At 71.5% G+C, this 14088-nt stretch carries 13 protein-coding genes; 11 read left to right on the top strand and 2 right to left on the bottom strand.

Translation table 11 applies throughout. The features are described from left to right. A partial coding sequence (locus tag CCN72_RS00125; RefSeq protein WP_244174084.1) for an aminopeptidase P N-terminal domain-containing protein occupies nucleotides 1-485 on the bottom strand: 485 nt, incomplete at its 3' end. 339 nt (nucleotides 486-824) lie between these two features. Here CCN72_RS00125 and CCN72_RS00120 point away from each other — a divergent pair. The 7 genes from CCN72_RS00120 (at nucleotide 825) to CCN72_RS00090 (ending at nucleotide 8087) form a co-directional block, all read left to right on the top strand. Continuing rightward, nucleotides 825-2078: an MFS transporter gene (locus CCN72_RS00120; protein ID WP_244174083.1), complete on the top strand. Its 1254-nt coding sequence runs from the start codon at nucleotides 825-827 to the stop codon at nucleotides 2076-2078. 62 nt (nucleotides 2079-2140) lie between these two features. Continuing rightward, nucleotides 2141-2962, top strand: a complete 822-nt coding sequence (locus CCN72_RS00115) for a cupin-like domain-containing protein (protein WP_244174085.1) — start codon at nucleotides 2141-2143, stop codon at nucleotides 2960-2962. Next, nucleotides 2959-4233, top strand: coding sequence for an 8-amino-7-oxononanoate synthase family protein (locus CCN72_RS00110; protein WP_086805789.1), 1275 nt, complete (start codon nucleotides 2959-2961; stop codon nucleotides 4231-4233). The genes CCN72_RS00115 and CCN72_RS00110 overlap by 4 nt, the downstream gene beginning before the upstream one ends. Further along, nucleotides 4230-5210, top strand: a complete 981-nt coding sequence (locus CCN72_RS00105; RefSeq protein WP_086805788.1) for an HpcH/HpaI aldolase/citrate lyase family protein — start codon at nucleotides 4230-4232, stop codon at nucleotides 5208-5210. The genes CCN72_RS00110 and CCN72_RS00105 overlap by 4 nt, the downstream gene beginning before the upstream one ends. After that, complete coding sequence (locus CCN72_RS00100) at nucleotides 5207-6127, top strand: acetaldehyde dehydrogenase (acetylating) (protein ID WP_086805787.1); 921 nt, start codon at nucleotides 5207-5209, stop codon at nucleotides 6125-6127. Before CCN72_RS00105 ends, CCN72_RS00100 begins: the two co-directional genes overlap by 4 nt. Beyond that, nucleotides 6124-7134: a 4-hydroxy-2-oxovalerate aldolase gene (gene dmpG / locus CCN72_RS00095; protein ID WP_086805786.1), complete on the top strand. Its 1011-nt coding sequence runs from the start codon at nucleotides 6124-6126 to the stop codon at nucleotides 7132-7134. Before CCN72_RS00100 ends, dmpG begins: the two co-directional genes overlap by 4 nt. Beyond that, nucleotides 7131-8087, top strand: coding sequence for an ornithine cyclodeaminase family protein (locus CCN72_RS00090; RefSeq protein ID WP_086805785.1), 957 nt, complete (start codon nucleotides 7131-7133; stop codon nucleotides 8085-8087). Before dmpG ends, CCN72_RS00090 begins: the two co-directional genes overlap by 4 nt. Before the next feature lie 17 nt (nucleotides 8088-8104). Here the strand turns inward: CCN72_RS00090 and CCN72_RS00085 are convergent, their stop codons facing one another. Further along, entirely contained in the window at nucleotides 8105-8596 is a 492-nt protein-coding gene (locus CCN72_RS00085) for a MaoC family dehydratase (RefSeq protein WP_086805784.1), read from the bottom strand. A 132-nt stretch (nucleotides 8597-8728) separates the two neighbouring features. Between CCN72_RS00085 and CCN72_RS00080 the strand changes: the two genes are divergently transcribed. The 4 genes from CCN72_RS00080 (at nucleotide 8729) to CCN72_RS40165 (ending at nucleotide 14073) form a co-directional block, all read left to right on the top strand. Beyond that, the gene (locus CCN72_RS00080; protein WP_086805783.1) at nucleotides 8729-10090 is read left to right on the top strand and encodes a hypothetical protein; all 1362 of its coding nucleotides are present in this window, start codon (nucleotides 8729-8731) and stop codon (nucleotides 10088-10090) included. A gap of 75 nt (nucleotides 10091-10165) precedes the next feature. Next, nucleotides 10166-11518 carry a cation:proton antiporter gene (locus tag CCN72_RS00075; protein ID WP_086805782.1) on the top strand — a complete coding sequence of 451 codons (1353 nt, stop codon included), beginning with the start codon at nucleotides 10166-10168 and terminating at the stop codon, nucleotides 11516-11518. Continuing rightward, nucleotides 11515-12111 (top strand): histidine phosphatase family protein, encoded by a 597-nt coding sequence (locus CCN72_RS00070; RefSeq protein WP_086805781.1) that lies wholly within the window; start codon nucleotides 11515-11517, stop codon nucleotides 12109-12111. Before CCN72_RS00075 ends, CCN72_RS00070 begins: the two co-directional genes overlap by 4 nt. Before the next feature lie 252 nt (nucleotides 12112-12363). Next, nucleotides 12364-14073, top strand: a complete 1710-nt coding sequence (locus tag CCN72_RS40165; RefSeq protein WP_244174082.1) for an eCIS core domain-containing protein — start codon at nucleotides 12364-12366, stop codon at nucleotides 14071-14073. Nucleotides 14074-14088: the final 15 nt, after the last annotated feature.

The raw sequence follows: 14088 nt of genomic DNA, 5'->3' as shown, positions 1-14088 counted from the left end.
GCGCGGACGTCCGCGCAGGGCAGGCCGAGGAGTTGGGCGTTCTCGCCGAGGCTGTAGCGGCGGCCGTCCCACAGTTCACCGCGGGCGGAGAGCCAGAACTCCCCGTTCTCCCGGTCGGATCGGGGCAGCACATACGCGGTCGCGGTGTGGCCGCCGTCCTCGCGGGGCTCCAGGACCAGCACGCCGTTCTCGGTCTGGTCGCCGGTAAGATACGCGTAGTCGGAGGAGGGCCGGAAGCGGTAGTAGGTGTCGTTGGCCCGGACCTTGAGCCGGCCGGCCGGGATCACCAGGCGCTCACCGGGGAAGCGGGCGGACAGCTCGGCGCGCCGGCGGGCGGTGTGGGCGGCCTGCGCTATCGGCTTCAGGTCGTCGCGCTCGGTGTCGTCCCAGCCCTCGTTCATGTTCGTGGCGAGTTCATCGCTGATCTTGCGGTCGAGGCCGTTCTTCCGCTGTTTGACTGGTGCGCCGGACGTCCGCTCGGTCACGTTTTCCTCCTGCGTCGATTCGGTCGGGACCGCCCGTTCACCTGCGGTCGACCGTCATCGTATGGGGAAATAAATCACCGTCGCACAGGAAGTCCGGAACAGTCGGATCCGCGTCCCGGCACCGGAGTCACATTTCCCAACTCATGCCACAAATATAAGCCGTTGACACCCTGCGGTGATCACCCTACTATCACCACGGCACGGCAGCGGGCGGGGGCGCACCAGATCGGCACGGTCGGCGGGGAAGCGTTTAGTTTCCCGACATGTGGCGGAACCGAGTTTCCGACCCGAATTTGCCAGAGCTTTCTACATGGCCTATTTCATGCCGACAGGAGTGCTGTGTCCGCAGCGGTTTCGGGGTCGCATTCGGGGTTCGGTTCCTATCTGAGACTGCTCCGGTTACCCGGCGCCGCGCCCCTGGCCCTGTGGGGCGTGGTCGGCCGGGCCCCGATCGCGATGCGGTCCATCAGCATCCTGATGCTGGTCTCCGCGATGACCGGCTCCATGGCCGAGGCCGGCACGGTCGCGGCCGCCATGCTGCTCGCCCAGGGCGTGGTCAGCCCGCTGCTCGGGCGCACCGCCGACCGGATCAGCCAGCGCCGGGTGCTGCTGACCGCGGGCGTCACCCACCTCGCGGGCATGACGCTGCTGCTCCTCGCGATCACGCTGAAGGCCCCGCTGGTGCTGATGATCCTGGCGGCGGTGGCCACCGGCTGCACCTCGGTGTCGTTCACCTCGTTCATGCGGGCGCGCTGGGCGGCGATGGTCGAGGCGGACGTGCTGCGCACGGCGTACGCCATGGAGTCCATCCTGGACGACACCATCTTCCTGCTCGGCCCGCTCGTGGTCACCGTGCTGGCGTCGGCCGTGCACCCGGCGGCCGGTCTTGTCGTCTGCGGGCTGCTGACGCTGGCCGGGTCCGTGGCCGTCGCGCTGCACCGGCGCTCCGAGCCGGCCCCGCAGGGGGCGACGGGACGGAGCACCGAGCGCGCCATCAAGGTGCCCGGCGTATGGATCCTGATGCTCTGCTACGCCGGGATGGGCTTCCAGTTCGGCGCGGTCGACGTCACGATGATCGCGTTCGCCAAGGAGCAGCACGCGCCCGGGCTCGGCGGTGTGTTCCTGGCCCTGATCTCGGTGGGCAGCCTGATCGCCGGCGCCGTCTACGGAGCCGTCAACTGGCGTCTGTCCCAGGCCCGTTTGCTGACCGTCACATGCAGTGTGCTCACCCTGGGCGTGCTCCCCCTGGCCTTCGCCCCCTCCTCTCTGGTGATGGGTTTCCTCGCGGTCCTCGCGGGGGTGGCGATCTCGCCGGGGCTGATCGCGGGCAGCACGCTTCTCGAATCGGTCTGTCCCAAGGGCGCGTTGTCCGAGGGATTCTCGTGGCTCACCAGTGCCGGTGCCCTCAGCATCGCCACGGGTACGGCGGCGGGCGGCAGGCTGGCCGACTCCTTCGGGTCCGCGGCGGGGGCCTGGGCGGGTGTCGGCGGCGGACTCTTCGCCCTGGCGCTGGCGGCGCTGGGGCAGCCGGCGCTGCGCGGTGAGCGGCCCGCGGCGGAGCCCGCCGCGGAATGGGCGGTGCAGGAACAATGAGCGGAGAGGGAAGAGTTGTGGACGCAAGCCAGCCTGTCCCGGCGAAGAGCGGCCTCGGCGGGCTGCCCGTACCCCGGCTGTCGTTCGACGAGTTCATGGCCTTTGGACGGGACGCCCTGATCCGTGCGGACGTCCCCGTGGTGATCACCCTGCCCGGCGGCACCGAGGGCATGGGCAGGGAGGGGGTGGCCGAGCTGCTCGGGGAGCTGCCGGTCACCCTGTTCACCGAGCCCAGCGACAAGAAGAACCCCGAGCGCTGGACCACCAGGGAGATCCGGCTCGCCGAGTTCTTCGCCGACGACGCGTACCAGAACGACGCGAGCACCTGGAACCGCGTCGTGTCCAACATCCGCGACCGGCCCGGTGACGTCAACCGGATCCTCGGCTTCGACGCGGGGAAACTGTTCGACTACCGGCGCGCCCTCAACGCGGCCAATCTGTGGATCAGCCATCGCGGGGTCTTCACCCAGAGCCACTTCGACGAGCTGGAGAACTTCAACATCGCCCTGGAGGGCCGCAAACGGTTCGTCCTGGCGCCGCCGGGCTCGCGCGCGTACTACCCGCGCTCGCTGAAGCAGGGCTTCGGCGACAAGTCGCAGGTCTTCGACTTCGACGACGTGGACCCGGCGCGCTTCCCGCGGATCGCGGCCAAGCTCGCCCGGCGCCGTGAAGTCGTCCTGGAACCAGGGCAGATGCTCTATCTGCCGCTGGGCTGGTGGCACCAGGCGGAGTCGCTGGACGCGATGAACATCAATGTGAACTTCTGGCTGCGCGACCCCAAGATCCTGCGCCGTCCCTACGTGCTCGGGGTGGCGGTCTACACCGCGGTCTTCCGCAAGCTCAAGGGCGTCTACAACTACGAACCGGCACAGGCGGCGTCATGACCGAGCGCATCAGCATCACCCCCACCCACCGGTACCGCAACAACGACAAACTCATCGGCATCGGCAACGAGTTCTGGGACATGTCGGAGCGCAACGGGCTGGCCGGCCTCGTGGCCGACCTGGACTCCGGGGTGCTGCGGACCACCGCCGGACATGAATTCGTCCCGGACGGCCATGAGTTCGTCAACTTCAGCTGCTGCTCCTACCTCGATCTCGACTCCCACCCGAAGGTGATCGAGGGCGGCCTCGACGCGATGCGCCGCTACGGCGTCCTGGACCACTGCATCGCCCGCAGCCGGGTGCAGATCCCCGCGATGCTGGAGCTGGAGGACTCCCTCGGCGAGCTGTTCGGCGCGCATGTGGTGTGCTCCATCGCGGCCAGCACGGCCACGTTCGGACTGCTGCCGCTGATCGCCTCCGGCCATCTGGGCAATGGGACGCGGCCGTTGATGGTCTTCGACAAGAACGCCCATATCTCGATGTCGAACCTCAAGCCGGTCTGCGCCGACGAGACCGAGGTCGTCACCTCGCCCCACCACGACCTGGACTTCATCGAGGACGCGTGCCGGAAGTACGCGCGGGTGGCCTACGTCTGCGACGGCAGCGACAGCCTGGGCGGCTACGCGCCGGTCAAGGAGCTGGCCGAACTCCAGGACAAGTACGGCCTGCTGGTCTACTACGACGACTCCCACTCGCTGTCGGCGTACGGCGAGCGCGGCGTCGGGTACGTCCGCACGCACAGCCCGGTGCTGGACGAGCGCACCATCGTGGTGGTCACCCTGAACAAGGCGTTCGGCACCAGCGGCGCGGCCATCGTGCTCGACGGGTACGAGAAGGAGACGCTGCGGGTCATCGAGCGCTTCGGCGGCGCCCTGAACTACTCGCAGCTGCTGAACACGGCCGCGGTCGGCGCGGGCCTGGCCTCCGCCGAGATCCACCGCACGCCCGAACTGAGCACGCTCCAGGACCGGTTGTACCGCAACATCGAGCTGTTCGACTCCCTGGTGCACACCGAGCAGACGGGCAGCACCTACCCGATCCGGCTGGTGCCGATGAGCGACGAGACGGTGATCGAGGCCGGACGGCGGGTCTTCGAGGCCGGGTTCTACGTCTCCCCGGTGTTCTTCCCGATCGTCGCGCGCGGCACGGCGGGGCTGCGGGTGATGATGCGCGCGGGCCAGACCGAGGAGCAGATCCGGGGACTGTGCGCGGTCCTCACCGAGGTCGGTGCCTCCCCTGCGATACCCGCGCCCGGGGAGGCGGCACGATGACCGACGCCACCCGGGCGCTGCCGCGCAGCATCCTGTACACGCCCGCGCTCTCCCTCGACCTGGTCGTCAAGGCGTGGTCGTACGACGCCGATGTGCATCTGATCGACCTGGAGGACGCCGTGCCGCCGCCCGGCAAGGCGGCGGCGCGCGAGGTGTGCCGGGTGGCGCTGGAGAAGGCGCCGGCCCCGGCCAACACCGCGGTGCGGATCAACCCGCTGGGCACCCTGGACGCCGTACACGACCTGCTGATGCTGGCCGAGTCGCCGGTCCGCCCCGGCATCGTCGTGATGACCATGGTGGACTCGCCCGTCGAGGTACGGCTGCTGCGGGACGTCCTCGCCACGGCCGGCGCGCACCCGGAGATCTATGTGACGCTGGAGACCCCGGCCGGTGTCCGCGCCGTGGACGCCGTCGCCGAGGCCGCCGACGGGCTGATCCTCGGCTCCGCCGATCTGGCCGCGACCCTGGGCGTCGAGATCACCTGGGCCGGTCTGCTCGCCACCCGCCAGGCCATGGCGCTCGCCTGCGCGCGGTACGGCACGGCCTGTGTCGACACCGCCAACTTCCGGCTCGACGCGCCCAAGGTGCTGGCCGAGGAGATCGAGCGGGTGCGGGAGCTGGGCTTCCACGGCAAGGTGGCGGTCCATCCCGGTGAACTCGCCACGATCAACCGGGCGTTGCGTCCCGACGCGGCGGAACTGCGCCACGCCCGCCGGGTCACCGAGGCGGTCCGGGCGGCGGACGGCGGTGTGGCCCTGCTGGACGGCGCCATGGTCGGGCCGCCGTTCGCCCGCCGGGCGCGGATGACGGTGGAGCGCGGGGACGCGTGGAACGCGCGGTTCGCGCCGACGGGTGCGGGGGCCTCCGGTGCCGGAGCCGCGGATTCAAAAACCACGGACTCGCGTGCGGCGGAGCCGATCGATGCGGATGCGAGATCCGCCGATCCGCTGCCCTCGGACCCGGAGGCGGCACGATGACCGTCACCGACGACAGAGCGCCGCACACCGTGCCGGGAATCTCCGTCGCCGTGATCGGCACCGGCTCCATCGGACAGGACCTGGTCTCCAAGATCCGTCGTTCGGCCGTGCTGGACTGCGCGCTGGTGGCCGGGCGCGACCCGGAGTCGGCCGGGTTGCGCCGCGCCGCCGGGCTCGGCTGTCCGACCAGCGCGGACGGGATCGGCGCGATCCTCGCCGCGCCCCGGCCCTTCGACGTGGTGTTCGACGCCACCAGCGCGCAGGCGCACGCCGAACACCGGCGGCTGCTGCGGTCGTTCGACACGCTGCTGATCGATCTGACGCCGAGCAAGATCGGGCAGATGGTGGTGCCGACTGTGACCGGGGTGCACGCGCCGCCCGAGGGCGACGTCAGCCTGATCAGCTGCGGCGGCCAGGCGTCGGTCCCGGTCGCGCACGCCCTCGCCGAACGGTTCGACGTGCGCTGCTTCGAGGTCGTCTCGACCGTCGCCTCCAGCGTCGCGGGCCGGGCCACCCGGCTCAACCTGGACGAGTACGTGGCGACGACCCAGCAGGCGCTGACCGCGTTCACCGGCGTGGGCGACACCAAGGCGATCCTCAACATCAGCCCGGCGGTGCCGCCCGCGACCTTCCGTACCACGGTGCACGCGCTGGCGCCTGGGGCCGACCCCGGCACGGTACGGGCCGTGGTGGACGAAGCGGCCGCGCGGGTACGGGAGTTCGCGCCCGGCTACCGGGTCCGCGGCTGCGAGGTGCGCGGCGAGCTGATCGTCGTCACGCTCGAAGTGACCGCCGACAGCGAGGTGTTGCCCGCCTACGCGGGAAACCTGGACCTCATCGACGCGGCCGCGGTCCTGGTCGCCGAGCAGCACGCGGTCCGGCTCGCGCCGGCCGCCCGGCAGGGGGTGAGCCGGTGACCGCGGTGGTGATCCATGACCCGACCTTGCGCGACGGCCAGCACGCGGTGCGCCATCAGCTCGGCATGGAGGCGCTGCGCGGCTACGCGGCCGCCGCCGACGCCGCGGGGATCCCGGTGGTGGAGGTGGGGCACGGCAATGGGCTCGGCGCCTCCTCCCTCCAGGTCGGCCGCGCCGCGGTGCCCGACGATCTGATGCTGGCCACGGTGCGCGAGGCCCTCCAGCACAGCCGGATGGGGGTGTTCCTGCTGCCCGGCTGGGGCACCTCCGAGGATCTGCGCAGGGCCCTGAAGCAGGGCGCCGACGTGGTGCGGATCGGCGTGCACTGCACCGAAAGCTCCCTGGCCGAGCGCCACTTGGGTTTTCTCGCCGAGCAGGGCGCCGAGGCGCACTGCGTGCTGATGATGAGCCATATGGCCGCCCCCGACGAGCTCGCCGAGCACGCGGCCCGCGCCGTCGGCCACGGGGCGCGCGCGGTCGGCATCATGGACTCCGCCGGGCACTTCCTGCCGGACGACGTCAGCGAGCGGATCGGCGCCATCCGGGCCGCCGTCGAGGTGCCGGTGATCTTCCACGGGCACGACAACCTCGGCATGGCCGTGGCGAACTCGGTCGCGGCCGCCCGGGCGGGCGCGGGGATCGTCGACGGCTGTGCGCGCGGCTTCGGCGCGGGCGCGGGCAACACCCAACTCGAAGTACTGGTCCCGGTGTTGGAGCGCAGCGGATTCACCACCGGCATCGATCTGTACGCACTGCTGGACGCCGCCGAGTTCGCCGAGCGCGCCCTGATGCCGGCGCCCCCGGTGACCGATTCGCTGAGTATCGTCAGCGGACTGGCCGGGGTCTTCTCCGGGTTCAAGCACCAGGTCCTCGAACAGGCCCGTCGGGCGGGCGTCGATCCCCGGGACGTGTTCTTCGAACTCGGCAGACGGCAGGCCATCGCCGGGCAGGAGGACCTGATCGGGGACGTGGTCGCGGAGCTGAGCGCGCGGGGACCGGTCGTATGAGCGGGCCGGTGTTCATCGGGCCCGAGGGCATGGGCGGCACCGAGCGGCTGCTGCGGGTGGTCGACGCGCTCGCCGAGGCCTTCGCCGACCTGTCCGCCGGCCGCACCTCCTCTCCCCCGCGCACCGTCGTCCCGCACGAGCGCGGCGGGGAACTGCTCGCGGCGACCTCCGTGTGGGAGCGGCACGACGTGGGCAGCGTCAAGATCACCACGCTGACGCCGGGCAACCCGGAGCGCGGCCTGCCGCTGATCCACGGGGTCGTCGCGGTCACCGAGCTGGCGACCGGTCGTATCACCGCACTGCTGGACGGCGCCGAGCTGACGGCCGTCCGTACCGGCGCGGTCGCCGCGCTGGCCACCCGGCTGTGCGCGCCCGCGGACGCCGCCGACCTGGCCGTACTGGGCGCCGGGGTACAGGCGCGGGCCCTGGTGCGGGCCGTCTCGGCGGTGCGTCCGCTGCGCACGGTCCGGGTGTTCTCCCGTACCCGCGAGCGCACCGAGGAGTTCGCGCGCTGGGTCCGGGACACCTCGGGCGGCGCGCTCCGAGTGACCGTGTGCGACACGGTGAAGGAGGCCGTCACCGATGCCGCCGTCATCTGTACGACGACGTCGACCAGCGCGCGTGAACCGCTGGTCGAGGCCGGCTGGGTGGCGCCGGGCGCGCATCTCAATGTGATCGGCGGCACCCATGAGGACGCCCTGGAGGTCGATCCGGCGCTGCTCGTGGACGCGCTGGTCGTGGTGGAGGAACGCCGGGCGGCGTGCGCGGAGGCCGGTGAGGTGCGGGCGGCGCTGACCGGCGGCCTGATCGGCCCGGGGGCGCTGTGCGAGCTGGGCGAACTGGTCGCCGCCGCGGGCGCGGCGGACGGCCGTACCTCGGTGTTCCGCGGGGTGGGTCTGGCCATCGAGGACACGGCCGCCGCAGCCGCCCTGTGCGCGGGCACCACGCCATGAGGTGGGGGGCGTCGGTGTCAGGCCGTCTCGCGGCAGCGGACCATGAAGGACCGCTCGAAGACGATGACGGTCTCCCCGGTGGACTTGTGTCCGGTCGTCTCGACCGTGACGATCCCCTGCCCCGGCCGGGACTTGGAGAGCCGCTTGTCCAGGATGCGGCTCGTCGCGTACAGGGTGTCGCCGACGAACACCGGGTCCTTCAGCCGGACCCGGTCCCAGCCGAGGTTGGCCACCGCCCGCGCGGACAGCGCCTGTACGGTCATGCCGCTGATCAGACAGATGGTGATCCCGCTGTTCACCAACACCCGGCCGTACTCGGCGCCTTCGCCGTACGCCTTGTCGAAGTGCAGCGGGTGCTGGTTCATCGTCAGCAGCGTCAGCCAGGTGTTGTCCGACTCGGTGATGGTCCGCCCGGGCCAGTGCTTGATCACCATCCCCGGCTCGAAGTCCTCGTAGTCGCCGCCGTGTTCCTCGACGTACTCGTTCTCGCCCACCTGACGCAGTGTCATATGACCTTCTCCCGTGTGCGTGTACGGCCTGCGGGGCGCCGGACTCGTGGCGGCGCCGCGCACACCCTAGCGGTGTACCGCGCCTCGTGATCGGTGGCTTGTGATCAGAAGAAGGAAAAGGGAGGAAGACGGATGACCGTGCTCCTGGAGGCGGACCCCTCGCCGGTGACGGGCCACCCGTGGTTCGGCCGGTACCGGCTGGCGCCCGCGGCCGGTGCGGCGACGCTCCGCGATCTGCTGCGGCACGAGATACGGGACACCGGCTACTGGTACCAGACGCATCTGCCGGCGGCGCCGATCGCGCTGCCCGCCGCGTCGTACGCCGAGTTGTTCCGCGTCTCGCGGGCCCTGCTCGACCTGGTGCGGCGCACCGCCCTGGAGAGCGCGGCCACCACCGAGGGGCGCCTGGCCGCGTACCGCATGCCGCCCAGTGAGCAACAGCTGTTCCTGGCTGACCAGTTCACCGAGGAGCGGTACGCGGACTGCGTGGCCCGGCCCGACATCGTGATCGGGCCGGACGGACCCCGGTTCCTGGAGTTCAACGTCAGCGGCGCGCTCGGCGGGCCGGTGGAGTTCCACTGCCGGATGGAGGTCTGGCGGCGCCTCTACACCGACACGCGGGGGCGGTTGCCGTTCGACTACCAGCACCCGTTCGCCGTACGCGCGCAGATGTTCCGGCAGCTGTGCGCCGAGTCGGGGCTGCCGCCCCGGGTGGCGATGCTGGGCAGCGCCCGCGACCAGGGCGGCTTCACCCGGTACTTCGACCTCCAGGTCGACCATTTCAACAGCCATGGCCTGCTGGCGCGTTTCTTCGAGCCCGAGGACCTGCACGAGGCCTGGGACTGCCCGCCGCGGCTGCGGTACGGGCTGGGGCTGCGGGACTTCACCATCCCGGACTGGGCCGAACTCGGTATCGACACCGCGCCGGTGCAGACCGCGCTGGACCACGGCTGCCTCCTGGTCGGCACCCAGACCTCCACCTTCCTGTCCAGCAAGCTGACCATGGGCCTGCTCTCGGAGGGCCGCCCGTGGATGAGCGCGGCCGAACGCGCCCTCGTCGACCGGTATCTGCCGTGGACCCGGGTCCTGTCCCCCCGGTGGACGACCCGGGGTGAACGCAAGGTCGACCTGGTGGAGTTCACCCTCGCGCACCGGGAGTCGCTGGTGCTCAAGGAGAGCATCGGCATGAGCGGCCGGCAGGTCCTCATCGGCCGGGAGACGGACCACGCCGCGTGGGCGGCGGCGGTGACGGCGGCCGCGGAGACCGGCACCAGCGTGGTGCAGGAGTTCGTGGCGCCGCGCACCTGCCGGCTCGCGATGGTGGCCGACGGGGTGGACGAGCCGTACGACACCGAGGTGGCCCCGGTGTTCGGGCCGCTGCTGTTCGGCGGCCGTCCCGCGGGCCTGTTCGCGCGGTTCTTCGGCGATGGAAGGGAGGGAATCGTCAGCGTCGCGGGCGCGGGCTGCTCCGACGACTGTGTGGTCTCGATCTAGGCACCACCGAGAGAGCAGAAGGGACACCCGTGGTTTCCGCACGCGTGCGCACGCACCCGGAAGGAGGGAGGAGCCGTGTCTCTCGAAGCCGCTGAGGTCGCCCATCTCCTCCTCGCGCTCATCGTCCTGCTCACCGCCGCCCATCTCGGCGGCCATCTGTTCGCGCGCCTGCGCCAGCCCCAGGTCATCGGCGAGATCGCGGGCGGCCTGGTGCTCGGCCCGACGGTCCTCGGCGAGTTCGCGCCGGGAGTCTGGCACTGGCTGTTCCCGGCCGGGGGCGCCACCGCGTCCGTGCTGGGCGCCTTCTACCAGCTCGGCATGCTGCTGCTGGTGTACCTGACCGGCGCCGAGCTGCGCGCCCGCCGCGAGACCGGGGGCCGGCGCACCATCACCTACGCCGCGATCTCGGGTCTCGCCCTGCCGTTCGCCTTCGGGCTGGCTGTCGCCTCCGCCGTGCACACCGGCGACCTTGCCGGGCCCAATGGGTCGCCGGCCGCCCTCGCGCTCGTCTTCGGCATGGCCGTCGCGGTCACCAGCGTGCCCGTCATCTCCCGGATCATGCTGGACCTCGGCATCCTGCGGACCCTGTTCGCGCGGATCGTGCTGGCCGTGGCCGTGATCGAGGACATCCTGCTCTACGTCGTCCTCGCCATCGTCCTCGGCATGGCGCAGGCCCGCGGCGCCGACGCCTACGGGCTGTGGGCGTCCTACGGCTCGGACGAACTGGCGCCCACCGTCGCCTACTTCACCGTCGTACCACTGCTGTTCCTGGCGCTTTCCCTGTGGGTCGGGCCGAGGCTCTTCGTACGGCTGTCACGCTCGCGGGCCAATGTGCTGGAGCGGCGCAGCCCCCTCGCGTTCCGGCTGGTCGTCGTCTTCCTGCTGTGCGCGGCGTGCGGTGGGCTCGGCATCGACCCGATCTTCGGGGCGCTGGTGGCGGGCATGTGCGTGGCGGGCGCGTCGGGGGCGCAGGCGGAGCGGTCCCAGGAGACGCTGCGCCAGGTCTCGCTGGGTTTCTTCGTGCCGGTCTACTTCGCGATCGTCGGCATCAAGCTGGATCTGGTGCGCCATTTCGACCCGGTGTTCTTCTGCTGGTTCCTGGCGCTGGCCTGCCTGGTGAAGTCGGCCAGTGTCTGGCTCGGGGCCCGGCTGGCGGGAGAGTCCTCGGCGGCGGCCAGGAACCTCGCGGTCGCGATGAACGCGCGTGGCGGTCCGGGCATCGTGCTCGCCTCCGTGGCGTTCGGCGCGCACCTCATCAACGAGAACTTCTTCACCTCGCTGGTGCTGCTGTCCATCGTGACCAGCCAGTTCGCCGGGTTCTGGCTCGGCCGGATCGTGGCCGGGGGCAAGCCCCTAATGCCGGGTCCCCCCGGGGAGACGGCAGGATCCGGGGCCGGCCGGGAACCGCTCGTGGAGGACGTCCGGTGAAGATCTATCTGGTGCGGCACGGTCAGGCGCAGATGGCTGCGGGGCGCCGCCGGGACGCTCCGCTCAGCCCGCTCGGACACACCCAGGCCGGGCATCTGGCGAAGTGGCTCGCGGGCGACGCGCGGCTCGACGGTGACACCTCGCTGACCGTGGGCAGCGTGGTGACCAGCCCGCTGACGCAGGCCCGCGAGACGGCCGAGTACGTGTGCGCACCGCTCAGCCTCCCGGCCCGCGTCCAACACACGCTCACGGAAGCCGACTTCGCGCTCACCCCCGAACTCCCGTCGTCCAACGCGCCGTTCACCCGGCGTCGAGGCAGACTCCTGTCCGAGCGCTATCTGGACTTCCGCGCCCAGGCACGCACCGCCCTGGCCGAACTCACCCGGTGTGCCGAGGAGTCGGGGCGGCCGGTGCTCGCGGTGACCCATGGCGGGCTGATCGGCACGGTCGTCCGGGCGGTCGCGGAGTCCGACACGTTCCACCTCACGCTCTACCACTGCGGGATCACCGCGCTCGACTGGTCCGACGGCCGCTGGCGGCTGTCCCACGTCAACCTCTGGGACCATCTGCCGGTCCCGCTGCGCACCACCTGACCACCGTGTCACCCGTGACCGGCCGGGCAGTGGCGCTGCCCGAACGTTGCCCGTTTCGCCCTGTTCGAGGGAAGCGTCCCCGTCGTACACCGGAAGGGTGGGGCAGGTCTCGGCGTGGTGAGGAGAGTTGTGCACGAGCACCGGAAGCGACACGAGGATCCCACGGCGACGGGCTCGCGGCCCCGGCCCACCACGGCGCGCGCGGCGGAGGCTCAGCGGCCCGGACAGCCGGGCGCACCACGGCCGGACGCGGTGGCCTCGCTGCAACGGCTGATCGGCAACGCGGCGGTCAGCGAACTGCTGGGCCGCGCCGGGACGGAGCGCTCCGAGGGGGCCGAAGAGCAGTCCGCCGCGGTGCGCGGGGTGCTGCGCTCCCCCGGCCGGCCCCTGGAAGACTCGGTGCGCGGCGACATGGAGGCCCGGCTGGGCGCGGACTTCTCCGATGTGCGGGTGCACACCGGCCGGGCGGCGCACGAGTCCGCGGCCGCCGTCTCCGCCGAGGCGTACACCTCCGGCTCGCACATCGTCTTCCGCGAGGGCCGCTACGATCCCTCGTCCGACGCGGGCCGCACCGTGCTCGCCCATGAGCTGACGCATGTCGTGCAGCAGCGGCGCGGCCCGGTCGCCGGGACGGACACCGGGGGCGGGCTCGCCGTCAGCGATCCGTCGGACCGGTTCGAGCGGGAGGCGGAGCGGGTCGCCCGGCGGGTGACGACCGGCGGGGCGTCCGAGGCGGTGGCCGAGGGCCCGGACCGGGCGCCGGGCGCGGTGGCGCACGCCGGCGCGGGGCTGACCGTCGCCCGGCTGATGTCGGTCGACGAGTTCCAGGGGCGTACCACCGTCGGCACCTTCCAGAAACGCGGCTCGTCCATCGACGAGGTCGAGCGGGCCCTCGCCGAGTGTCACGGGGCCGGGGCGCGGCCGGACGACTTCGCGGGCAGGGCCGATCGGCTGGAGGACCTCGTCCAGGCGGGCCAGGACTATCTCACCCGGTCGAAGTCGGCCCGGCACGGGCAGGTCGTCCAGGCCCTGCTCGCCGAATGCCGGCCCGAGGCCGCGCTCTTCCGGCAGCTCGCGGACGCCGAGGGCCTGGCGAACCCGCTGGCGAAGGCGCGCGCGCTCCTCGCCGCGCAGGAGGCCGTCCTCCAGCGCGTCCGGACCGCGCACCTGGACGTCGACAGCGACCTGTTCAAGGCCAACGCCCATCTCCAGCCCCCGTTGCTCGGGGCCGTCAACGCGCTGTCGGACGCCGAGAAGAGCACCCTCGTCGGGGACGATCTCGATCTGCTGGCCGAGATCCAGGCGGACCCCGGCGCTCCGCAGGTCACCCGGGACACCCTCGGCGATCTGCTGGCGAACCGCGGCATCGTCAACTTCACGACCGGCTTGCCGGGAACGAAGCTGTCCGAGCCGGGAGTCGCCGAGAAGTACACCCTCAAGCACATGATGGCGCAAGGGGACGGTGCGACCGAGCGGCTCGGCTCGCTGGCCCATGAACTCACACACGTGGACGCCGGTGAGAGCTTCGACAACACGCAGATCCTGCTGCTGCTGCGGCCGGACCTCGCCGACGCCGACATCACGGCGCTGGCCAAGGAGCGCAGGGCCCGGGTCGACGCCCTGAAAGCGCTGGCGAAGCGCGACGGGACGCTCACCTCCGCCCAGCAGGATCTCTTCGAGGACAAGCTGAAGTACGCCACGCATCCGGCCAAGGGCGTCGGCCGCTACGCGGCCTTCTTCAAGGACAAACTCGATCCGGCCACCCATCAACGCCTTCTCGACATCGAGGACTTGACCAGTCCCAACAGTTCCACCCTCGTGGAGTACGACACCGTCGTCACCCAGCTCCTCGTCTATCTGCACCGCTGGGGCGTCCCCCAGGCGGACCCGCTCTACACGGCGGTCACCCAACTGGCCACGGAACTGCGCGACGACCGAAGGGCCGCGGCGGCGGGCCACTAGGGCCTGTCTGACAAT

Origin of the sequence: Streptomyces murinus, assembly GCF_002154555.1 — a bacterium.
Lineage (GTDB): Bacteria > Actinomycetota > Actinomycetes > Streptomycetales > Streptomycetaceae > Streptomyces > Streptomyces murinus.
Note: the sequence above shows the minus strand (reverse complement) of the source record. Positions and strands in the feature narration are given on the sequence as shown.